Raw genomic sequence first — 21,549 nt, 5'->3', positions numbered from 1 at the left:
AGTTTAAGACGAATAGTTCTCCTCGAGGATAGTCTCTGTTTGATAGGTATATTAGAGCAGTTTTCACTATCATAAAATTTATATAGTATGGTATTATTCTTCAATAGCAAAAACAGTATGAAAATACTTAGAGGTGAGTATTTAATAAATACGAGGTGATAAAATGAGGCGAAATCTCATAGTTGTTTCAGTAATTGCGGTAATTTTGTTGTTTCTAGTTGGATGTACTGGATATCAAGTTCCTTATCAAGCTCCAGAGGCTGGTCAAGAACCTGGTCCAATGCCTGTACCAACAGCGGAACCTACAGCTGAACCTGTAGAACAACCTATGCCAGTGGAAGCTGATGTAGAAGTTGTTGTAGAACCTGCTACTGAAAAGAAAAAATTAATTATGGAGCCTGCACAAGAAGCTCCTGTTGAAGTTGTTATTGAACCTACTCCTGTAGTAGTTGAACCAGTTGAAGTTGAATCAGAACCTGTGGTTGAAGTTAGCCCAGTTTCAGAAACGACGTCAGCACCTGTTTGGGTTCCTGCTAATGTTGGAAGTGATAAAGCAACTTTAACTGTTACTGAAGGAGAATTAGTTAAATTAAATGTTAGAGCTAATGACCCAGATGGTGACGAACTTGAATACACATTCGGTAACCCACTTGACGAAGATGGAGAGTGGCAAACGAAAGAGGGTGATCAAGGAGAATACGAAGTTGATGTTAGTGTTACTGACGGAAAAGCTACAACTACTCAAGAAATTATGGTTGTTGTTTTAAGTAGTAATAAAGCACCGATGATTGATGTTCTTACTGAAATCACACTTAATGAAGGAGAAACAATTACTCTTAAGCCAGTTGTATCTGATCCTGACGGAGATTATGTAACAGTTGCTTATAGTGGTTGGATGACTACAAATACAAAAGACATTGGTTATGATGAAGAGGGTGAATACGAAGTTGTAATTACCGCTAATGATGGAAATCATGTTGTAACTAAAACAGTAATGGTAACAGTAGAAGATATGAATAGAGCTCCCGAATTAGAAGTAGAGTTTTAAATTTTTTTAAAAATTTTTTATAGTTTTTTTTAAATCTTTTAAAAGAAAGGCTTACCTCCTTTTCTTTTATTTTTTTCTTTTTTTTTTTATTTAATAATCATAACTAAAATTAATGATCTATATTCTATTGCTGCAATTATATATTTGCTATAATGATAATTTTTATAACTGATCAAGTTATCAAAGACGTTTATGTCTGTAGAAAAAATAATTGAAAAAACGAGAGACTATTTAGCAGTTCCAGCGGTTGTTGGACATGAACAAAGATTTTTAGATCATCTTCATGCTCAAAGTTTAATTACTCAATATAGACATAGGAATATTTGGCTTGAAGGGGATTTAGGTAATAAGTTGTTAGTGCTAGCGCCCAAAAATCCTTCTGATATAATTTTATCAGTTCATGTTGACAGATTAGGTATTGTTGTTAATGAAAGGGGAGAATTTGAGTATGCTAATTTTCATCAAAATCCTGTAAAGGCACAAAAGACTAGTGAGGCTATTTTTCAAAAATCTGGAGAACGATTTGTAGGTCAGACTGTTGTTGCGTATGATCCTAAAACTGAAGATAATTTTGGAACTGGAATGGTTACAGGATTTGATTTAGATTATTAATCAAGAAAATTAACATTTCAAATTCCTGAATTTGAGGGTCAACTACGTCCTGGAATTGCTATTGGATATTCGAATGGGTTAACTGTTGATGGGGGTTACATTTCAGGTCAAATTGATAATGCTATTTGTGTTGCAGTTGCCATGCAATTAATTGATGAGGGTTTTGATGGTAGAGTTTTGTTTACTGCTGATGAAGAGATTGGTTTAAGTTGGAGATATACTAAATCATATTTAGATTCCGCAGGAATTCAAACTGATAACTTAATTGTTCTAGACACAACTCCTTACCCTAACTTGGATGCTATTGATAGGGGAGTTATTGCATTAAGAAATCGTGATGCATTTGCTGAATTTAATGCTGGGCTAGTTAGTGCATTAAGGGATTCTTGTGATTCCGAACGTATTGGGTACGAAATGAAAGATGAAATAATTGCTGCGGCTAACGCAAGTTCTCATTCAAAAAAACCAAAGTCTTTGGGAAAAACTGAACTAGGACATTTAGTTGCAGAAACTGGTGGCAAGTATAATGGTACGATGGTTCAATTACCTTCAACTAATTATCATACAAATCAAGAAACAACATCTGTGCGGGCTTTGGCTAATTATCACTTTGCATTACAATTATTATTAGAAAAAATTGGTTAATTTTTTTTATTCTTTTTTATTATGTCTTTGTATGAATTTAAGTCTTCGTAAACACACACATAATTTGTATCCTTTGGACTCGCCTTCTTTTATTGTTGGGAAGTATAGTCTGTTTTCTGGTTGAATTTTTGCAACAAAATGACATGTTCCTGAGTGTATTTTATTTGCTTCTTTACTTGCAATAATTTTTTCTTTTGCTTCGAGGGAATATTCATCTTTTTTTGATCTGATTACTTTTTTGGTTACTGGTTTGATTACTTCTGGTTCAGGTTCTTTGATAACTTGTTCAATAGCTTCTGGTTCTTCAGTTACTTGTTCAATAGCTTTTGGTTCTTCAGTTACTTGTTCAATAACTGCAGTTTCAGTTTCTTCAAAATCTTCATCAGTTGTAGTATCTTCAATTTCACTAAACTCAGCATCAATTGGAGCGTCAGGTTTTTGCATTCCGTCTTCTTCTGTGGTTTTGCCAGTTAGTATGTCCATTATTTCATCAGTATCTTCTGTTGAGTCGGGTTGTATTAATTCTTGTGATTCTTCTTGTTCTGATTTATTTGCATCTTCTAAAATTTCTGCAGGGTCGTCTACTATTTTTTCAACAGGTTTCGCTAAAGAATCATCAACTTCGGATTGTGATTCTGCTGGTTTAACTTCAACGGTTTCTTCAACATAATTATCCTCAGAATCAATCTCTGAATTTATTTCTTCAGGATTAATTGGTGTTGGAATTACTTTTCCTAAATCAGAATATTTTGATTTTTTAGTTTCAGTTTTTTCACAATTTTCAGAATCGGCTTCTTCAATTTCTCTTTTTCGAATATCCCAAGGTCTAATATCTTTTCGAGTGAATAGTATGTTGCAAGATTTACAGAAGTAGTTTACAAGATCATTTCCTTTCAAATCTCCTCTGCAAATTGGGCATCCTTTTTTTACTAAATAAACTTGTTTTTTTTGCATTGAAATTGAATTAGGTTTTTGTGTCTCCTCTTTTTTTAGGTTCATTTTCTTGACTTAGTTTTTCATACTCGTTTAATATTGAAGGTATTTCTTTCTTTGTTTTTCTTTTTTGTGATTTTTTTATTGAATTTGAATCTGTTGTACGGGCTTTATTATGTGCTTGTCGAGATTTATTATTAACAGGTTTACCTGATTTCATGAAATCAGGGATAATTGTTTCAGAAATCCTATCTGAAATTTTTGTTACTTTTTTAGCTTGGCGAGTTAACCAAGTAAATGCAGATTCGGTTTCATATGATTGTATGATTTCTTTTATTGTGTCATTTAGTTGTTTGATATCATAATGTTTTTTTACGAGTTTAAAATTATGATTTACTATTTCTTTTCTTTTTTTCTCATCAAATATTAGTTCGCATACGTCACTAACATTTTCTTGACTTATTGCTTGATTGGTTACTATTAATTTAGCACCTTTGTCTAAAAAGTTTTTTAGGTTTTGATAATCATTAACAAATATTGGTTTTTTGTAAGCCATTGCTTCTAAAACGGGATTTCCAAAACTAGGTCCTGTTGAGGGAAATGAGATTATGTCAGAATTTACGTATGCATCACCTATTGAATAATATTTTTTCTGATTTTTAACATGTCGTCGTAAAAATATTTTATCGTGCGCAAATATAACTTTTACTCCCAGTTTATTTATCTTATTAATTATTTCTTCGAAATAGTTTCCTCGGTGATATACGGGAGGTCCAGTGATTATTAGTACGTTATCTTTTTTTGTTGCTTTATTTATTTCTGAAAGAAGTTTTACTGATTTTTCCATTCCTTTTACTCTACTTATTTTTGTTGGTTGTAATATTACTATTTGATCGTCTGTTATTCCAAAGTCTTTTCTAAAATCTTTGTTGTAATCATCTTTTTTTCTTAAAGAATTAAAATTTATTAAGTGAGGTATTACTTTACTTGGAAGTTTTGATTTTTTTGTTAGTCCTTGGCTTATGTGTTCGCTGTTTGTTATGTGTGTAATTTTTTTTGAGTTGGATGGAAGTTGATTAATTATTTTTGGTATGTTTGCATGTTTAGTAAAATAATTTATTTCCCAAAATGGTTTGTAATGTTTTCCTAGTGTTGGAAGTTTTAGTTCAGTTATGATTTTGTTAAGTGCGAGAGTCATAGGTAGGTTTCGACCACAACTTAGTGCATCTTCAACTAAAAGATATGATATTTTGTTTTGTTCTAAATATGATTTTAATGGTTTTCTAATTCGTTTAACCATGTTGTCAAGTAAGATGTAGAATGCTTTTTGGCCTGCTTTATCTAAGGGGGATTCAAATGCCATTCGCTTTATTGCGCGTATTTCACTGTGTTTGTAATCTAGTTCAGGAATTTCTATGTTTGGTAGATTTGATGATTCTTCTAGTTTTCCGCATATTAAGTGGGGGTTATAACCCATTTCTAGAAGTTTATCTATCCATTTTTGAGATTCCATCCCTATGGAATCCGCACCCATGAGTCTAGAAGCTACGATACCTATTTGTTTTCGTTCCATATGGTTTCCCTTTGAGTGTGATATTTAGTCGGAGTATTTAAAATTAATTCATTTGTTTTTTAAACAATTGCTCATTCGTTAAATCCGGGTTATTTTACTCTTTTATGTTGCTAGTTTAGCTAAAGATTTATAAATGAAACCATTTTTTTAACTCTTGAGAAATGTGGGTATTGGCTTATCTGAATCTCAAAATAAAGCGTTTTAACAAGTTTAGAGCGCTTAATTAAGCAAAATTATGGAGGCCGTGTAAAATGGGTTATTTAAAATATATTAGAGCTCTTTGGAAAAAACCACAAGAGAATATGCCAGAGTTATGGCGTGAAAGACTTCTTCAATGGCGTAGAGAGCCAGTTTCAGTTCGTATTGAACGTCCTACTAGGTTAGATAGGGCTCGTTCATTAGGTTATAGGGCAAAACCAGGTATCATTGTTGTAAGACAACGTATTGGCCGTGGTGGACGTATGCGTGAACAGTTTAAAAGTGGACGTAGACCTAAACACATGCGAAGAACAAAAATTGTTGGTAAAAATTATCAACAAATTGCTGAAGAGCGTGTTCAGAAAAAATATCCTAATTGTGAAATTCTTAATAGTTATTGGGTTGCTCAAGATGGTAAGTCATATTGGTACGAAGTACTTTTGGCTGACCGTGATCATCCACAGATTATTAAAGATAAAACTCTTGGTTGGGTTGCAAGTCCTGCAAACAAACGTCGTGTTATGCGTGGATTAACTTCTGCTGGTAAAAAAGCTAGAGGACTTCGAAAGAAGGGACAAGGTGCAGAAAAGATTCGGCCAGGTCAAAGAGCAAACCAAAGAAAAGCAAAATAAATTAAATATTTTTTTTTGTTTTAAATTTTTTTCATCATATTTTTCTTTATCTTTTTATTTCTATTTTGTGTTATTATAAGTTTATTAATTAGTTATTGATTGTTTATTATGTTCATCAATCAAAGTAATCTTCATAACCAAAGCTTTTTCTGAAATCTGAGAATGTGCAATTACCTTTGTCTTCGATTATGCAGCCTTGCATTTGTTGTCGATATCGATGTCGTAGAAGTTTACAGTCGGTACATCGTTTAAAATCAGTTCCAACTTCAATTTCAAACTCTTTTTCGTTTTGTTTAACTAGTTTTGTGGGAACATTTGCAATTTTTCTAAATTCGTTGTGAATATATTCAACAAATCGGTTATCTGAAATTGCATCGGAAATAATTAATCTAAGAACGCATTTTTTTGGACTATCAAAATTAACAATTTCTCGAATAATTTTTATGCATTTAGTATGTTTTAATCTGTGCTCTGCTTCTGCTTTTCTTTTTAGAACTTGACCTGGTAATTTTAAACTTCCGTCTGGATTAAATTCTACCATTTTTTTAGTTTCTCTTTTAAATTTAGTAAATTGTTTGGAATGAGGTTATTTTAAGTTAATATTTAACTCATAGTAATTGCGTTGTGTTTGCAAGCTTCAACACATGCGCCACAATCAATACATTTTTCGGGGTTAAATTCAACAGTTTGTCCTCTGGTTAACGCATCGACGGGACATACTTCAACACAACCATTACATGCACCTTTACAAGTACATTGAGTGCATTTTCCTTCTTTCCAACAACATATTTCGTAATTAATTTTTATTGGCATATTTCTTAAATTTTTTTAACATATATAAAAATGATTCCTTTTTTCTCATAAAGTTTAAATATTATTTAGTTCATAATTTATATTGAGGTGAATAATTTTTTATTAATTAAGATGTGAGGTTAATGGCTAAAAATTATAGATGTATGAAATGTAATTATCGGTTTGTTCCAAAAACGGATGCAGAACCTAGAAGATGTCCTTATTGTAGTACTCAAGGAACATTGCGTACAGAATCAACTGCAACACAGATTCTTAGAGATGTTTAATTATTATATTGTATAATTTAATTATTATTTTTAATATCTCTCAATAATTAGAATGAGCTATAAAATTTTTATTCTAAACTGGTTTTAATCCCTTTGATTTGATTAACAATATCTAGGTATCCGGTAGCACTGCGGTGAGTTTTAACTCGTGTTACTCCATCTTTTACTTTTCGAAGATACGCTTTTATTTTTTCTTCGATTGCTTCTTCGTTTTCTAATACTACATTAACAAAGCTATCTAGAAATGTATCATTTTGATAAGAATTTTTTTGATTAAGTTCTTTTTCGTATTGTCGTACTCGATTAACTATTGCGTGTGCATCTTTTTCTACATCTAAAAGTTTAGTGTCAAATAAAAGTGCTTTATTATTTCCATCATTAAAGAATAGTTTGAGTGTTGCAACACTATCTTTTAAACTGAAATTGTCTATCTCTATTTTTTGAAATCTAACGTTTACAACTAACATCTATTTTTGGCAGAAATTAATATTTATAAACTTTTTGTGAAAACAACCCCTATAATAAAAAAGTAAAGAATAAATTAGTCCATTACTGCAACAAATGGTAAGTTTCTCAAATTCTGCTCGTAATCCATGCCATATCCGATTACAAAATGATCATCAATTACAAAACCAACATATTTGACATCAACATCTACTACTCGTCTGCTGGGTTTACTTAATAAAGAAATCATTTCAAGTGTTTTAGGACCTCTTGGTCGAAGTATTGCATCCATTATGTATTGATTTGTTCTGCCTGTATCAACTATATCTTCTACAACGAGTGCGTGTACTCCTTCTAGGTCTCTGCCTAAGTCTTTTTCGAGTCTAACGTGTCCCGCACTAGTTTTTCCGCCACCATAACTTTCTACTTTTATTGTGTCCATCTCTATTGCGGGAACATTTAGTTTTTTCATTAAATCGGGAAGTAACATTACGGATCCGTTTAATACTCCAATTAATATGAGTGGATTCTCGGTTGTTACGTGAGCATAATCTTGATTTATTTTGGCTGCAAGATGATCAACACAATCAGTTATTTCTTCTTGAGTTAACAAAAGTCCTTTTGCATCGGATCTATATCTTGGTGGGATCCAAAGTCTTTTTGCTTCATCTAAATCTTTAAGTGGTTCTCCTTGAATATTTCTAAATACATATGATTCACTCATTTTTTTACCTCTAAATATGATAATTAAACTAATTACAATTAAATTAATTAAAATTAAAATAAATAAACATAATGAATGTTTATTAAAATAGTTAACCTATATAGAGAATATATTTCTTGCAAAAATACTTTTTTTATAATTGAAGTTTCTAGAATAAAAGAATAATAAAAAAATAAGAGAAGAAAGAAAAAATTTTAAAAAATTTTTAGTAACTAGACCTTCAATTTACTTTTTCAAGTAAACTGCTAAAGCAACAATAATTCCTCCGATGATTAGTATGTTCAACAATACTAGTAATGCTGTATATACTCCATCGCTAAGTCCTTGTACTTGTTTGCTTGTTGTGTCAGTAACTTTTGTTGCAAATGCGCTTGATGCAGGTGATGGAATTTGAGATTCTCCTCCTGCATAGTTTAAGCTTAATCCACTTTGTGTTGATCCTGTGCTAACTCCATTACTTGTTGGAGTATTTGCGTTACTGTTGTCGCTATTTCCATTTGAACTACTACTTGACTGGCTGCTACTTGATGAGTCATCATCTCCGCATACAACTTTTAAGTTTAGTGTTTCTTGAAGTTCAGGCCACCATTTAACTGTGATTGGATATGTTCCTGCTTTTGTGTTTGAAGCAACGGTGAATGTTTTACTGTAAGTAAATTCACTACATCCTTCGTCATCTTCTTCAATTGCATCACAATCATCTGATTGGTAATCTCCAATATCGAATGTGTTTTTGTCACTAATTTCTAAGTCAGAGTTTTGGATTAATAAATAAACATTATCTTTATCATTTTCTCCAACACTTCGTCCATCAACATATACTGTAAAGCTGCTTCCGCATGTTACTGTTTCTTTACTTAATTCGATATCAGTAAATTCGAATGCAAGTCCACTATCGCGTTCAACATCGATTTCAAGTGTCCATTCATCTTCGTGGGTGATTCCGTTTTCATCTTCTCCTGATACTTTTACTGTTACTTCGTGTTTTCCACTTTCGGAATCAAAGTCGATTTCATTGTCTTCATCCCAAGTAATTGTGTCGCTGTCTTTTTCATCTGCTTTTAGTTTACTAATTTCTGCGTCTCCACTTACGTCATCTTCGTCTTCGCCAACACCTTTAACTACTACGTCAATTTCGATGTCTTCAATATTTATGTCTTCATCATCGGTGAATAAGTTTTCTAAATAAACTATGACTTCAAATGTGTCGCCAGGTTCAAATTCTTTACTGAATGTATCTCCATCTGAATCAACTGAACTTCCGCCAAATTTAACTTTGGTGATTTCAAGTTTTCCTTGGATGTTTGTATAGATTCCACTTGTTTTGTTGATTTTATTTGAAGTTAATTTTAAGTCTCCAATTTTAACATCTTTTCCACCAGTAAAGTTTGAGCTAAGTTGTGTTTCTAAATTAACACTAAAACTTTCAGCAGGTGCAAGTGTGCTTGGTAACTGTGCTAAGTTTGTAATTGTAGTTGCTGCAGCAGTTGTTTCGAATACTAAATTACTTAATGTTACGGCTCCAGTATTTGTTACTGTAACACTTCCATTAACTAAGTCATCATCGTCTGATTCTGGATAATTTACATTGCCCATGGTAACTGCTGAAACTGCGTTTTCAAGTACATAACTTACTGGAACTGTATAATTTTCCGCAGAGTGTGCAAGAACTAAATTTCCTGTATATGTTCCGCTGGTTAATAATTTCCAATTTTGTGCACTTAAAGTTGTTGAAATTGTTAAGTTCTTTTCTTCGCCAACACCGATAGTAAAACTTGTCACATCAACTACTAAGTTATCTTTACTAATAACATTATTTGCGTTTAATGTTAAGTCGTTTTTCTGAACTGTAATTGTTAATGGCCAGTTTCCATTGTTTTTTACAACAAATCCTGCGTTGTTTCCTGAATCAGTAATTACTTGAGGAACTGTTCTATCAAGAACTACTTTTCCAGAAGTTGTACTTAATGTACTCATGCTTGTCAAGATTGGTTCTACAACAACACTTAGTTGTGCAGTTTCATTTCCTGATTTTGCAAAAATTGCATTTTCATAACTTACATTAAAGTCTCCAGTGTATGTTGTTTGTGCTTGACTTTCAGGAACACTAAATTCTAGTGCGAATACTTTTTGTGCTTGTGTGGTTGAATCATATTGTAAGCTGAAACTTCCAGTTTTTGCACCGTTTGTAACTGTATAACTTAGGTTATCTCCATTAGCACTTGTTAAAAATTCAGGTAAAACATATGTTCCGCTAACATCGGTGTTTCCATCATTGGTGATTGAAACATTTAGTTGAACTGTTTGTCCTGGTGGTGTGCTAGGTGAACTTCCTACATTTAATAAAACGCTAGGAGTAGATTCTAAAACAGTAAACTTTAGTTGTTTTGTATAGTTATTATCTGCGGCAGTTACATTTAAGTTTGCAGTGTATAATCCTGCAGGTGCATCAGTTGGAACTATTACGTCTACTGAGTAGGTTTTATCTCCTTTGTCTGTGTTATTAATATAATTTAAATCAAATGATCCGCTTGTGCTCATTCCGCTAAAGCTAATTTCATTTGCTCCGCTTTTGAATTTATCATTCATACTATAAGTTCCACTTACATCAATATTTCCTAAGTTTTGTAGAGTAACATTAAATGTTGTTTGATCTCCTTGACTTACTGATACTGTGTTTGGTTCTTGAGTTATGGTGATTGCATCATTTACTTCTTGAATTGTTACATATACGTTTGCAGTTTTTGTTTTGTTTAATTCGTAATTTAATGTCATTACTGAACTGTATGTTCCTACAGGTTGATCATTTGCTGCAACGAATGTTAAATCAAGAGTAACGTTTTTATTATCTGTTTGATTTAAGTAATCAATAAAAATTGGGAACGCTCCATTTTGTGGATAAAATAATAATTGATCGTTTCCTTTCATGAAATCAGTCATTTCATATGTTCCGATGATATCATCATTTCCAATATTTGCAATACTTAATTGCATTTCTTGGGTTGATCCTTGTAAGAAATTGTCAGGAGTTACATAACTTACTGCTACATCGGGGGTGGATGTTACAGTCAAAGTTACTGGTAAATTCACATAAATATTTTCTTTATGTTTGAATAGAATATCTCCAGTATAATCTCCTGCTTTTTGTAGATCAGGAACAATAAGGGTTAAACTAATTTCTTTTTCTTCAAGTCCGTTTAAACTAAATTTGTTGGTGTTAAATGTTGCTTGAGTACTAGCATCAATTACTTCATTTCCCATTGTTAAATTTGTTAATTCAACTGAGAAATCCCCTACATTTAGTGTATTGTTATTTAGAACTTTGAAGTTAGTTGAAACACTTAGTGAATGTGCTTTTTCAAGTGTTAGTTCTTGAGCAGATGCATTATCTGATGGATAAATTTTTAGTGTGTCCAAAAACATATCTGATAGAATAAATGCGTCATCTGTTAAATAACTAGAAAAATTTTGGTATTTTTCAATTAGTTGTTCTCCTAATAAGTAATCGTATTGTGTTGCTCCTAGGATTAATAATACTTGTTGGCCGCCAACATTGTCTAATAAGACCATGGATTCTGGCATTTGTTCTAAAACACTTTGACCGTTTGGACAAGCTCCTGGAATAAACGCAGTGATGAAGTGATTATTACAATCATTTCCTAACCAGATTGCATTTCCTAAAGGAATATCTGCATGATCTGCGCCATATACTCTAACTTCACAGTCAACATTTACATCAGAACAATTATTCTGTGCTTTGATTGTATTTCGTAGAGAATATGCAGCTCCCATATCTAAATAATCTGCATTGTCTGGTGCGATGATATTTACTTCCACATCATTTCCTTGTTTGAAAATGTCTGGATAATCATTTAAGCTTGGTGCTGCTGAAACAGAAACTACGCTAAAAACAAGTAGTATTAACGTAAACAAGCAAATAAACATATTTTTTGTCATATTAAAGACCCCCTAATAATTATTTATTAGTTATATAATTGTGAAAAGGATAATTCTAGCTCTAGCCAGTGTTTACTTCTCAAATGCGTTTTTTAAGGCTGATTTGATCGTTTTTAACCCTAAAAAATGCGCCACCCCTATTTTTTATTATTGTTGAATAGTATCAGTCGTTATTTAAATATTTATCTACTCTAGACTATACATTTAAACTTGCCAATTTTGGCTAATTTTTGATGCTTGCCAACGTTTAACAAAAAAAAGGGAGTGGCAGAGGAAGTTCTAAGCATCATAAAGTTAGGTAGAAATTATTAATAAAGACACTTGTGTAAAGCTTCATAAAGCTTTATGGGTTTAAATTTAGGTAGTTTTTATTATTTTTTTTTAGAAAAAAGTGAGTTGAGATTGCTAATTATTGATTCTAATTGCCTAATATTTCGTCAAGTAATGCAAATGCGTTTTCTTCATAGACTCCAGTTCGTCCATTTTTTTTTACAAAGTATAATCCTTTATCTGCGCACTCAAGCATTCTTTCCGCAACTTCGCGCACGCCTTCATCAGTTTTTAAATCATACATTTTTGCTAATTGGTTGCAGTATATTTCTTCAGTAAGTGTTGCAATTCCTGCACTAAAAGTTATTATTTCGTCAACATGGCCTCCATTTTGTCTTAATCTTTGAGGGTTAGATCTAAAATAATCTGCAAATCGATTATATCCTAAGTTTGCAAATTTGAATGGTGTTCCTGCCATTAATACTCCAAATTCTTCGCCACCACATCTTGACTTAATATCTTTTGCTCTCAGAATTCTTCTTGCTTGAGCTCCAACTTCAATTAAAACTCGATCTCCTTCTACGTGGCCGTATGTATCATTTATTCTTTTAAACCGATCTATATCATAACTAACTACTGATACTGGTTCACTTGGATCTCTGTGAAATCCGCTTATTTCTCTGTGTAATTGATCAAGAAATACTTGTTTATTGGTGAGGCCAGTTAGTAAATCTGTTGTTGAGCCTTTTCTAATGATTGAATCTACAATTGATTTTTTTACTCTTAAGCATAAGTTTTGTGGTCCAAATGGTGCTAAAATATAATCCATTGCCCACTGATCGGTTGCAGTTGTAATTGTGTCAACATCTTCGCTAACAACTAAAAAATTTGTGGGAACATCCCAGTCCATTACAATTTGTTCTATTAATTCAATGCCTGTTACGGGACCTTCAAATCTTCGATCTAAGTCGACAATAGTTATGTCGGGAATTGTTCTTTCAAGAATATCTTGAGCTTCTAAAACGCTGCTGGCAGTATATATTCGTTCATATCCTTCTGGATACAAGTATTGGGTATAATGATCAGTTATGTCGTGTTCTGAGGCTACGACTAATATGCTGTGTCTTGTTTTATCTTCAAGGTCATGCGGTCTAATGATGGGTTTGCCGCCGCCAGGTTGAATTGTTCGTCTTATGTTTCTCATATTATCTTTTTTTAATTTCGCATTAACCATTATAAGTTTTTCTGTTATGGAGTGGTAACGAGTTACAAATTTTTTTTAAATTAATTATTATTGTTTTAAGTGTGATAAAGTTTAAGATGATTAAATCGAAAACGTTACAATTAGTAGTTACCAAACTATTATAAACTTAAGAATTATTAATTTGTTAAAATGAGATTATTATTAATTGTAGCTATTGTTTTGCTTTCAGTTTTTGTTATTGGTTGTACGCTTGATGCAGAAACTGTTGAGTTAGAAACTGTTAATGAGCCAGTAATTATGGTTGAGTCTAACGAGTCTGTTGAAGAAAATTTAACTGTTGAACTTGATTATAATGTTGTTGCAAGAAAAGTTGGTAATACTATTAGTAGTGTTCCGGGTAAACTTTCTGGAAGTCAAGAACTCTGGGTTATCGTAAATTTTGGTGATGATGCAAAAGTTAAGTTAACAACTAATTGTTATTTAAATGAGACTTTGATTGAAGATTTTGATACAGAAACTCATACTTTAAAGAATGAACAAATCTTTGAGTGGTATGCTCTTTGTCATAATGAATCAATCACTAAGCGAAACATTAGTATTGAATATTTAGAAGAATAAAAAAAATATTTTTTCTTTTTTTGTTTTTAATTAAAACAACTGTAACTTGGGTGTAGATTAAATTAGAATTTGTATTCCCATCCAATTTTTGCTTCTACATATGGTCCGTGTAAAGTGTCATCAATTTCTACTTTTTTTGTTTCTTGCGGTTCCCCATTAAAATACATTGTTTGTTCTATTTCGAGTCCGGGGAAAAATTCCCACATGTATCCTGCAATAAAACTAAGTTTGATTTGATCAATTATTTTTAAGTCAAATCCTACTCCTGGTTTTAACCAATATGACCAGCCTTTACTTCTTGTAACGGTAAGTGTATCTTCGTATACTCCCATTGGATTTAGTATGTCTTTCCATCGAAGATCTGGACTATTTGCATTAATTGGTTGTCCGATTAAATCTGCATCTAGTGGTATGTGTGATCTTGTTTCAAAATCTTTGTATGCTGCACCTAAATAAAATGCAACTATTGGACTAAACATAACTGTTTTTTCACTTCCAATTTGGTGTGGCGCATAAGTAAATCCTGCTCCAATCGAAGCATATGTGTGAAGTTGATTTGTAAATGTTGCAGTTGCATCAGGATGATCAAGTGGTAGTGGATCAAAAATTGGGCTAAATGTTCTTGATGTTACTTCTTCTCCAAATAGTGCTGATGATGAATATAAAAATGAAACGAATGCGGTTAATTCATCTCTTGGAAGTAGAAGTGGAAAATTTGGTCCATATCCAACTTCAAGGCCTATTGCAGGTAATTGTTCACTTACGTTTAAAAAATCGGTAAGCCCAAATGAATCGAGTAATTCTACATCTGCTGCCATAAATTCTTTATTTGCAGGACTTTCAGGTGCCCATCGATAATTAAATAGTGGGGAAATTACAAATCTATGTTTTGGTTCATCAGATGCTATTGCATCTTCAGGGGATAAAGAAGTTGGAGTTACATCAGCTTGTGCTTCACTTATTCCAATTCCAAGTGCGGTGAGAAGTGCGATTGTTGTAATTGTTGTTTTCATTTTATTTAAGCGACGACTTTCGCATTTAAAAACTGTTAGTTTGTTGAATGATTGCTTTAGAATGAATATATTTGAGAATCTTCTGCTTATTAATTATATTTTATTATTTATATATAACTAAAACATTATTTAAAACAAAATTTTTAGAAAGAATTATATGTTTGAAATCATTCAGTATTTTTATGACTGAAGTTTCAAGCGAAGATATTGTAATTAAAATTGGTTCTATTAAAGAAGCAAGTTTTGTTAATTCTCAAATTCCTGAGTTTGATGAGCCTTATGTTCTTAAAGATTTCATTACTAGATTGGAAGGCAAAAATCATTTAATTTTAATCGCTTATGTGGGAGATAACTTGGTTGGTTTTAAGATTGGGTATGAAGTTAATAAAAAAACTTTTTATACTTGGATGGGTGGAGTCATTCCTAAATATAGGAGAAAAGGTATTGCAAAATTACTTTCAAAAAAACAAGAAGAATTTGTTAGAAAAAAAGGTTATGAAACTATCACATTAAAAACTCGTAACAAACATAAAAACATGATTTGCTTTGCAATTCTTTCAGGATTTTATTTGGTTGGTGTTGAAAAAAATAATGCGTGGGAAGAATCAAGAATATTTCTTGAGAAAAAATTATGATTAAATTGACCCAAATCATTTTAAACTAGTAATCATTTCTATTGCTTTGAGCCCTGTCCCTTAAGCTCTTCGAGGTTCTACTTATGTAGATTCGGTGAAACAGAGTGAGATGGCAGGGCACAATTTTTTTCTAATGGCTTGAGCATTTATGCGAAACCATTTTTGCATGTCAAGCTGGGCGTAACCAGTTGTGTGAGATTGCAGGGCACAATTTTTTTTATATTTTGTTCTATTGTTTTGACATTATTTTTATAACTCGTTTCATATTTTCTTTATAATCAAGTCCTGATAAAACATGATCTGCGTATGGTGCGTATGCCGAAATTCTTTTGTATTCTTCAGCAATATTTCTTATTCGCTCTTCTGTGTTAACAATATTTGCTTCAACAGATTTCATTAAATTAACTTGTTCTAAAAATCCAGTAACATCTGTTAATGAGTAATTTAATGATTCAAGTCTTTGTTGTAATCCTTGTTCGATTAAATTAGCGAAGGGCAATAATAATATTACTTCTACAAATCCTTTATTTGATTCTCTTAGTTTAAATGCTGCCTCGGGTTCAACAAAGTCAAGAAAGTATGTTTGTTTTGAAAGGTATGCATCTGCTAAGTCAGTCATTCGAACACCGTAGTATTGTCCATAAAATTTGTGTCCTGCATTTATTTTTCCTTCATTTAAATCTGATATAAAATCTGGGACTGATAGAGTTTGTAACTTGTGTTCTGTTTCTTGTTGTGATCTTTTTGGTCGAGTACTAGTTTTTGCTAATTGAGTTATTCCCTCGACGTTTGTTAATTGAGTTATTAATGTTGTTTTTCCAGCACCGCTAGGTCCGCACAAAACATAAACTTTTCCCTGTAATCTTTCTGGGGGGGTGAAGTTTATTTTTATATTGACTTGAACACCTCTTCGTTTTAGTTCTGCAATTGTTTCTTGATTTATTAGTTTTCCATCTTTAACTAACATTAAGTCCAGTTCATCAGGCAAATATAATTTTTTTAAAGCACCGTTTTCTACAAATGGATAATTTATTAATTCGCTTATATCTCTTACATGAGTTCGTGTTAAATCCATTTTTTCAATTTTTTGATAGTTTTTTAGTAATTCAAGTTCTGAAAAAGAAGTTCCAAATAAACTTAGATCTGTTACTGTTTGTTCTAATTTTTTATTTTTTAATGCTGAAAAATCTGTTAAATTAGGGCATTCCGAAACTCTTAATCTCTGTAATTTTGAATATCCGTCGAAAAAATTTAAATCTGTGAGTTTGGGTGCATTGGTAATTATGATTTTTTTGAGATTTCTTTTTAATTTTTCACTTTCTAAAGCTGAAAAGTCATCTGCAGTGGTACAATAGTGTATTACAAGTTGTTCTAAATTTTCTAATTGGGAAATGTATTCAAAATTGGTCGAACCAACAGAACCTAAAACTAATTTTTTCACACTTCTAATTAAATTTGGAGATTTTAAAAATCCAAAATTGCAAGTCCATTGCTCAGGTCCATCTCCTGTTAAACTTAAACTTTTAAGTTTTTCATATTCTGATAAAAACCAAACATCGACGTGTTTTCTTGGTTCAAAAACGAATGTCATATCGTTTATATGAGTTCTAAGAAATGAGTGATTGAGTAAACTAACTTCATGATTATATCCATCAAAAAATATTGAATTTAAGTTTACAAATCGTTCAATTCCAGCTAAACTTTCTAATTCTCCTCGAACAGGTAGTGGGAAATGCAATTCTGTTTGTTCAGTTACTTGTTTTCCTTTTTGAGCTATGTAATCGTGTAGTGATATTGGAAGTTCATCTAACCAATAATCATCATCGTCTAATTTTGGTGGCGCAATTACTTTTGCTCCTGGAGGTAAATCAGTCATTTTTTTAATTGCCAGATATAATTTCTCTTATGATTTTTAGATTTGCAGTATAGCTCGGTTCTGCAACAAAGTGATTAACTCGGGTTTTATATGCTCTTAATTGTTCTGCAGATTCTTGAATTTGCCCTATTCTTCTTAATGTCTCTTGAGCTTTAGCAGGATATTTTGAAAGTCGATTCATCAATCCTCTTTCAACTAAAGGAGGTGGTGTTAAAAGTATAATTAATTCAACAAGTCCTGGAAAGTCTGATTTTAATTCGAGTGCAGATTCAATGTCGCAAGTATCAAAAACAAACTTTTGATCGGTAGTGTGTGCTTCTAAAAGATCAGTTGTGTGTATTCCATATTTTTTTCCACAAAAATCATGTTGTAGTTTTAGCTTTCCCTCTAATTCTAATTGGGTATATTCGTCATCGTTTATAGACGTTATAACTTTTGATGTTCGTTCTTCCTCGCTTCGATAACCTCTAGTTGTAGTTTTCCTTCCTTTTTTAACACTTAATTCTTCTTCTAAATAATTTATTATTGTTGTTTTTCCTGCGCCGCTGGGTCCGCAAATAACATATACTTTACCTTTAGATTTGTAATGTTTGTCGTCAAAAACTAGTTTCCCTCCAATTTTGACTTTTATCCCTTTTGCTTTTAGATTTAGCAATACTTCTTGAGTTACGTATTTGCCATCTTTAACCCTCATTAGATCAATATATTTTGGCAATTCTATTGATTGTAATGTTCCGTTCTTAACACTTTCAAATTCAAGTAGATTAGAAATATCTCTGACTGAACTTAAACCTATGTCCAGTCTTTTTAATTTTTGATAATTTTTGAATAAATTTATGTCTGAGAATCCTGATGAATGAAGTCTAACATCTCGCACTGTATGTTCTAATCCTTCTGATGCAATTGCAGAATGATCTTTTATAGTTGTAATTTGGTATAAATCTAGTCTTTCTAATTTTTTGTAGTTGTTTAGGAAATCTAAATTCTCCAATCCGTCAAAGTCAAATAATGATAAATGTGTTAATGTTTGAGCTACACTTGCACTACAAAGTCCTTCAAAATTTATTGGTGTTTGAGATCTATTGCGTGCGCGAATAACTAATTCGTCTAACATTTCACAATTATGTAAAAAATCAAAATCAGCAATTCCTTGGTCAGTGTCAATGTGAACTCTTCTTAACTTAGTGGCAACTTTTGGTTTTGACAATCCTCTGACATTTAAAGGAGGGGTTATTCTATCGCTAAAGTTGTTATCTAAATCTTTAATCCATATTTCTTCTAATAAAGTATATCCGTCTAAGAAATCTACGTTATCTAAAAATGGTGCGCTATTTATGGTAAGTTTTCGTAATGTATTCGCGTAATTGGGATTGTGTAATCCTGAAAAATCTTTAACTCCCCACAAGTTTCCTAAGCTTAACTCTTCTAATGCTTCGTATTCTTGTATTAACTTGAGATTAAAAATAATTGCTTCTTTTCGGGTGCTTAATAATTCAATCCATGCCCTGTAAGGGTTAAATGTGCGATCATCATCTGCAGTATCTTCTTTAAACGATCTAATTGTTTCATCAGAAACTTGGAGAGGTTGATCTACTAAATCAAACATGACTAATTTTTTAATAGTTTTGCTAAGTTTGGGAGAGCTTAAACCACTGAAGTCTATAATGTTACTTCCTGAAAAAACTAATGTTTGAAGTTGCTGATATTTTTTTAAAAAGTCTAATTCGAATAGTGTTGTCGGATTCTGATTGTTCCAACTTTTAAATTCTTCACATAAATATAATTCAGTCAGGGTTGATTGTAAGTTTGGGCTATTTAGTGCATGTAAATTTGGTTTTGTTGAATAGTTTGGTAAAACTAATTTCCTCAATCTTTGATATCTTCTTAAAAAATCCCATTGTTTTATTTCTGTATTTTTGATTGTTAGTTCTTCAAGACTTTCCAAGATTGATGGAGAATCTAAACCTTCTGTATTTTTTAGTTTGGGCAATCCTGTAAGTTTAATTTTTCTTAATGAGTATCCTTGCAAAAATTGCAAACTATCTATTGTTGAGGCAGTAATTTCTAGTTCTTCTAATGTTTTTCTTAAATTATCCGAATCTAAAAATGAATGATCTGCAGCCCAAATTCTGTGTGTTGGGTTGGGCACATAGTAGTGAAGTCCACATTCTTCAAATCCTAATGAAAGTGTTCTTAATTTTTTTAATTTTGCAATACTTTCCAACTTTAATTTAAAAGGGTCTAATGATTTAAGAAATGTTTCGAAACCTTTTCCTTTAACTTCACCGTGATTAGTTATTCTTAAATCTGTTAATCTTTCAACTAAGTTGGGAGAACTTAATTCCGAATAATCTGTAATATTTGCTTCAATCTCTAGTTTATTTCGAGGTATCATATCTAAACCAGTTAAACTAGTTACGCGTTTAGGAATATATGCAAATCCTTCTCGAGTAATAAATAATCTTTTTTTAACTAAATCTCGGATATTCATTTTTTTATTTTAATTTTTCTCTTCAGATTTTAATTTTTCAAGATCTGGAAGTGTTCTTTCCTGTTTAAAAAATTTTAAATTCAAATCGTAAAATTTAATAAGTTCTGCTACTGGTTTGGGTTTTAAAAAGCCATTAACTGAAATAAATTCTGGTATGCTTATTCCAATATAAAAAAAAGGATGTCTTTCATCTTTCAGAGTTGAATCGTTAAAATTGTACATGAATTGTGAAATTCCTTCTAAAAACCAACAAACATCTTGTAATTGAGTTATTCTATCTATTCCGTATGTTCCAATCATATCTCTGTATCCTGCAAATACTTTGGACATTTCAAGTCTTGTTTCTTCCATTTTTAGTGCGACATCTTGATTGTGGGTTGCAGCAATTGCGTGAAATGTGGCAAACAAATCTAATTCATAAACGAGTGTTGAAATGTGGACTGGCATTAGCTGTCTTTTTATTTTTGCTCTCTGGATTAATTCTGGTGTTCGTCCACCACTTAATGAGTCAAATATTTCTTGGGCTTTTTGAACTGGATATCTTCGGAGGGTTTGTGTGCTCACATGTTTATCTGGATTAGTAAATAATTGGGTGTCTGATGCAAGATACATTAATTGTCTGAAATATAGTTCTGTTAAGTGGGTTAGTGGGACACTAAGTGCGAGCGTTTTAAGATCTGCATTTAAACAATATTCTGCTTGTCTTATTGTTGATGCAAGTCTCATTCTTGAAGATTGTATTTCTAGTATTTCTAGGGGTGGTGCTGCTAAAACTTCATCTTCATTAGCATATTTTTCTGCACCCATTAAAAAATCATCAAAAATTAATTTCAGTAAATCTTTTGTTACTGGAGTTCCTTCGCTGAGTGGTTTTCCTTCAATTAATTCATTAAGAATTGTTCTTACGCTTTGGATGTTATCATCAATTACTTCGGGTAATCCAAGTTCTGCCGCAAGGGCGTTAAGAACGTAAAAACTAGTAAATGATTTTTGATCAAATTTTTTAACAGAGGGGAGTACTTTAATTTCTTCGAGGGGTTTATTCGCAATAATTGTGTTTAAGTAATTTTGAGCATATTCTTCTACATGATAATAATATCCTGGGAAATATATAAGCATAAATTCTCTTTGTTCTGCCCATTCATTCATAAGTTTAAATGAATCAATGGTAGTTAGGGTTGCAAGTTTGCCTCGTGCAGATTCAAACATTTGTTCAAAATATAATTTGTCTTCTTCTAATAATCTATTAGGATAAGTTGTAATAATTTTATCAAACTTTGCGTAATTAACAACATATTGTTTTAAAGTTTCAATCATTAGATCAAGTCTAATTGGAGCTTCATCAGGTGATCTTTCAAGTAATCTTGATTTAATATCATCTAAAAGAATTAAGTGAAGTAAAGTCCATACGTTGCCTTTTGATTTAAATGTATTAACAATTTCTTCTATTGGTTCATATGTTACTATTTGTTCTGAAAGTTTTTCTCCTCGAGAAAGTGCTTCATTTATTTCTTCTATTGGGAATCCATACCATTGTCCTGTTTCTGGATTTGGGTATCTGTGCACTCCAATTAATTCTCCTGCGTCTTTTCGTTTT

19 protein-coding genes are annotated in these 21,549 nt (G+C 31.8%); 7 read left to right on the top strand and 12 right to left on the bottom strand.

The features are described 5' to 3' along the window. The first annotated feature begins 163 nt into the window (after positions 1 to 163). From HN587_01680 to HN587_01670, 3 genes are all read left to right on the top strand, one after another. Positions 164 to 1,048, top strand: a complete 885-nt coding sequence (locus HN587_01680; GenBank protein ID MBT7902543.1) for a hypothetical protein — start codon at positions 164 to 166, stop codon at positions 1,046 to 1,048. A 192-nt stretch (positions 1,049 to 1,240) separates the two neighbouring features. After that, a complete protein-coding gene (locus HN587_01675) occupies positions 1,241 to 1,660 on the top strand; it encodes a hypothetical protein (GenBank protein ID MBT7902542.1) in 420 nt (139 codons plus the stop codon). Between the two features lie 21 nt (positions 1,661 to 1,681). Next, entirely contained in the window at positions 1,682 to 2,305 is a 624-nt protein-coding gene (locus HN587_01670) for a hypothetical protein (GenBank protein MBT7902541.1), read from the top strand. Between the two features lie 6 nt (positions 2,306 to 2,311). On the opposite strand, the gene HN587_01665 is transcribed toward HN587_01670, so the two are convergent. Continuing rightward, complete coding sequence (locus tag HN587_01665; GenBank protein MBT7902540.1) at positions 2,312 to 3,304, bottom strand: hypothetical protein; 993 nt, start codon at positions 3,302 to 3,304, stop codon at positions 2,312 to 2,314. Beyond that, positions 3,270 to 4,811 carry a glycosyltransferase family 4 protein gene (locus HN587_01660; GenBank protein ID MBT7902539.1) on the bottom strand — a complete coding sequence of 514 codons (1,542 nt, stop codon included), beginning with the start codon at positions 4,809 to 4,811 and terminating at the stop codon, positions 3,270 to 3,272. The genes HN587_01665 and HN587_01660 overlap by 35 nt, the downstream gene beginning before the upstream one ends. 251 nt (positions 4,812 to 5,062) lie before the next feature. On the opposite strand from HN587_01660, the gene HN587_01655 reads away from it, so the two are divergent. Further along, entirely contained in the window at positions 5,063 to 5,641 is a 579-nt protein-coding gene (locus HN587_01655) for a 50S ribosomal protein L15e (GenBank protein MBT7902538.1), read from the top strand. A 115-nt stretch (positions 5,642 to 5,756) separates the two neighbouring features. Here the strand turns inward: HN587_01655 and HN587_01650 are convergent, their stop codons facing one another. Then, entirely contained in the window at positions 5,757 to 6,182 is a 426-nt protein-coding gene (locus HN587_01650) for a hypothetical protein (protein MBT7902537.1), read from the bottom strand. Positions 6,183 to 6,244: 62 nt separating this feature from the next. After that, complete coding sequence (locus tag HN587_01645; protein MBT7902536.1) at positions 6,245 to 6,454, bottom strand: 4Fe-4S binding protein; 210 nt, start codon at positions 6,452 to 6,454, stop codon at positions 6,245 to 6,247. Positions 6,455 to 6,576: 122 nt separating this feature from the next. Between HN587_01645 and HN587_01640 the strand changes: the two genes are divergently transcribed. Further along, the gene (locus tag HN587_01640; protein ID MBT7902535.1) at positions 6,577 to 6,720 is read left to right on the top strand and encodes a hypothetical protein; all 144 of its coding nucleotides are present in this window, start codon (positions 6,577 to 6,579) and stop codon (positions 6,718 to 6,720) included. A 68-nt stretch (positions 6,721 to 6,788) separates the two neighbouring features. Here HN587_01640 and HN587_01635 read toward each other — a convergent pair whose 3' ends face one another. The 4 genes from HN587_01635 to HN587_01620 form a co-directional block, all read right to left on the bottom strand. Beyond that, positions 6,789 to 7,187 carry a hypothetical protein gene (locus HN587_01635; protein MBT7902534.1) on the bottom strand — a complete coding sequence of 133 codons (399 nt, stop codon included), beginning with the start codon at positions 7,185 to 7,187 and terminating at the stop codon, positions 6,789 to 6,791. Between the two features lie 74 nt (positions 7,188 to 7,261). Next, on the bottom strand, positions 7,262 to 7,888 hold the full coding sequence (gene hpt, locus HN587_01630) for a hypoxanthine phosphoribosyltransferase (protein MBT7902533.1): 627 nt from the start codon (positions 7,886 to 7,888) through the stop codon (positions 7,262 to 7,264). 225 nt (positions 7,889 to 8,113) lie between these two features. Next, positions 8,114 to 11,845, bottom strand: a complete 3,732-nt coding sequence (locus HN587_01625) for a hypothetical protein (GenBank protein MBT7902532.1) — start codon at positions 11,843 to 11,845, stop codon at positions 8,114 to 8,116. A gap of 418 nt (positions 11,846 to 12,263) precedes the next feature. Beyond that, positions 12,264 to 13,319 (bottom strand): diguanylate cyclase, encoded by a 1,056-nt coding sequence (locus HN587_01620; GenBank protein MBT7902531.1) that lies wholly within the window; start codon positions 13,317 to 13,319, stop codon positions 12,264 to 12,266. Positions 13,320 to 13,508: 189 nt separating this feature from the next. On the opposite strand from HN587_01620, the gene HN587_01615 reads away from it, so the two are divergent. Beyond that, a complete protein-coding gene (locus HN587_01615) occupies positions 13,509 to 13,937 on the top strand; it encodes a hypothetical protein (protein ID MBT7902530.1) in 429 nt (142 codons plus the stop codon). Positions 13,938 to 13,999: 62 nt separating this feature from the next. On the opposite strand, the gene HN587_01610 is transcribed toward HN587_01615, so the two are convergent. Next, positions 14,000 to 14,950: a hypothetical protein gene (locus HN587_01610; GenBank protein ID MBT7902529.1), complete on the bottom strand. Its 951-nt coding sequence runs from the start codon at positions 14,948 to 14,950 to the stop codon at positions 14,000 to 14,002. 182 nt (positions 14,951 to 15,132) lie between these two features. Here HN587_01610 and HN587_01605 point away from each other — a divergent pair, with 182 nt between their 5' ends. Then, entirely contained in the window at positions 15,133 to 15,585 is a 453-nt protein-coding gene (locus HN587_01605; protein MBT7902528.1) for a GNAT family N-acetyltransferase, read from the top strand. 229 nt (positions 15,586 to 15,814) lie between these two features. Here the strand turns inward: HN587_01605 and HN587_01600 are convergent, their stop codons facing one another. The 3 genes from HN587_01600 to HN587_01590 form a co-directional block, all read right to left on the bottom strand. Continuing rightward, positions 15,815 to 17,461 carry a hypothetical protein gene (locus tag HN587_01600; GenBank protein ID MBT7902527.1) on the bottom strand — a complete coding sequence of 549 codons (1,647 nt, stop codon included), beginning with the start codon at positions 17,459 to 17,461 and terminating at the stop codon, positions 15,815 to 15,817. Between the two features lie 4 nt (positions 17,462 to 17,465). Next, the gene (locus HN587_01595; GenBank protein ID MBT7902526.1) at positions 17,466 to 19,952 is read right to left on the bottom strand and encodes an ATP-binding cassette domain-containing protein; all 2,487 of its coding nucleotides are present in this window, start codon (positions 19,950 to 19,952) and stop codon (positions 17,466 to 17,468) included. A gap of 9 nt (positions 19,953 to 19,961) precedes the next feature. Further along, positions 19,962 to 21,549: hypothetical protein (locus HN587_01590; GenBank protein ID MBT7902525.1), on the bottom strand; the 1,588-nt coding region annotated here is incomplete at its 5' end.

The organism is Candidatus Woesearchaeota archaeon (assembly GCA_018675335.1).
Taxonomy (GTDB): domain Archaea; phylum Nanobdellota; class Nanobdellia; order Woesearchaeales; family UBA11576; genus JABJCP01.
Note: the sequence above shows the minus strand (reverse complement) of the source record. Positions and strands in the feature narration are given on the sequence as shown.

Coding starts and splice junctions, on each gene's coding strand:
- HN587_01680 (MBT7902543.1), top strand. CDS start 164: ATGAGGCGAAATCTCATAGTTGTTTCAGTAATTGCGGTAATTTTGTTG.
- HN587_01675 (MBT7902542.1), top strand. CDS start 1,241: ATGTCTGTAGAAAAAATAATTGAAAAAACGAGAGACTATTTAGCAGTT.
- HN587_01665 (MBT7902540.1), bottom strand. CDS start 3,304: ATGAACCTAAAAAAAGAGGAGACACAAAAACCTAATTCAATTTCAATG.
- HN587_01660 (MBT7902539.1), bottom strand. CDS start 4,811: ATGGAACGAAAACAAATAGGTATCGTAGCTTCTAGACTCATGGGTGCG.
- HN587_01655 (MBT7902538.1), top strand. CDS start 5,063: ATGGGTTATTTAAAATATATTAGAGCTCTTTGGAAAAAACCACAAGAG.
- HN587_01650 (MBT7902537.1), bottom strand. CDS start 6,182: ATGGTAGAATTTAATCCAGACGGAAGTTTAAAATTACCAGGTCAAGTT.
- HN587_01645 (MBT7902536.1), bottom strand. CDS start 6,454: ATGCCAATAAAAATTAATTACGAAATATGTTGTTGGAAAGAAGGAAAA.
- HN587_01640 (MBT7902535.1), top strand. CDS start 6,577: ATGGCTAAAAATTATAGATGTATGAAATGTAATTATCGGTTTGTTCCA.
- HN587_01635 (MBT7902534.1), bottom strand. CDS start 7,187: ATGTTAGTTGTAAACGTTAGATTTCAAAAAATAGAGATAGACAATTTC.
- hpt (MBT7902533.1), bottom strand. CDS start 7,888: ATGAGTGAATCATATGTATTTAGAAATATTCAAGGAGAACCACTTAAA.
- HN587_01625 (MBT7902532.1), bottom strand. CDS start 11,845: ATGACAAAAAATATGTTTATTTGCTTGTTTACGTTAATACTACTTGTT.
- HN587_01620 (MBT7902531.1), bottom strand. CDS start 13,319: ATGAGAAACATAAGACGAACAATTCAACCTGGCGGCGGCAAACCCATC.
- HN587_01615 (MBT7902530.1), top strand. CDS start 13,509: ATGAGATTATTATTAATTGTAGCTATTGTTTTGCTTTCAGTTTTTGTT.
- HN587_01610 (MBT7902529.1), bottom strand. CDS start 14,950: ATGAAAACAACAATTACAACAATCGCACTTCTCACCGCACTTGGAATT.
- HN587_01605 (MBT7902528.1), top strand. CDS start 15,133: ATGACTGAAGTTTCAAGCGAAGATATTGTAATTAAAATTGGTTCTATT.
- HN587_01600 (MBT7902527.1), bottom strand. CDS start 17,461: ATGACTGATTTACCTCCAGGAGCAAAAGTAATTGCGCCACCAAAATTA.
- HN587_01595 (MBT7902526.1), bottom strand. CDS start 19,952: ATGAATATCCGAGATTTAGTTAAAAAAAGATTATTTATTACTCGAGAA.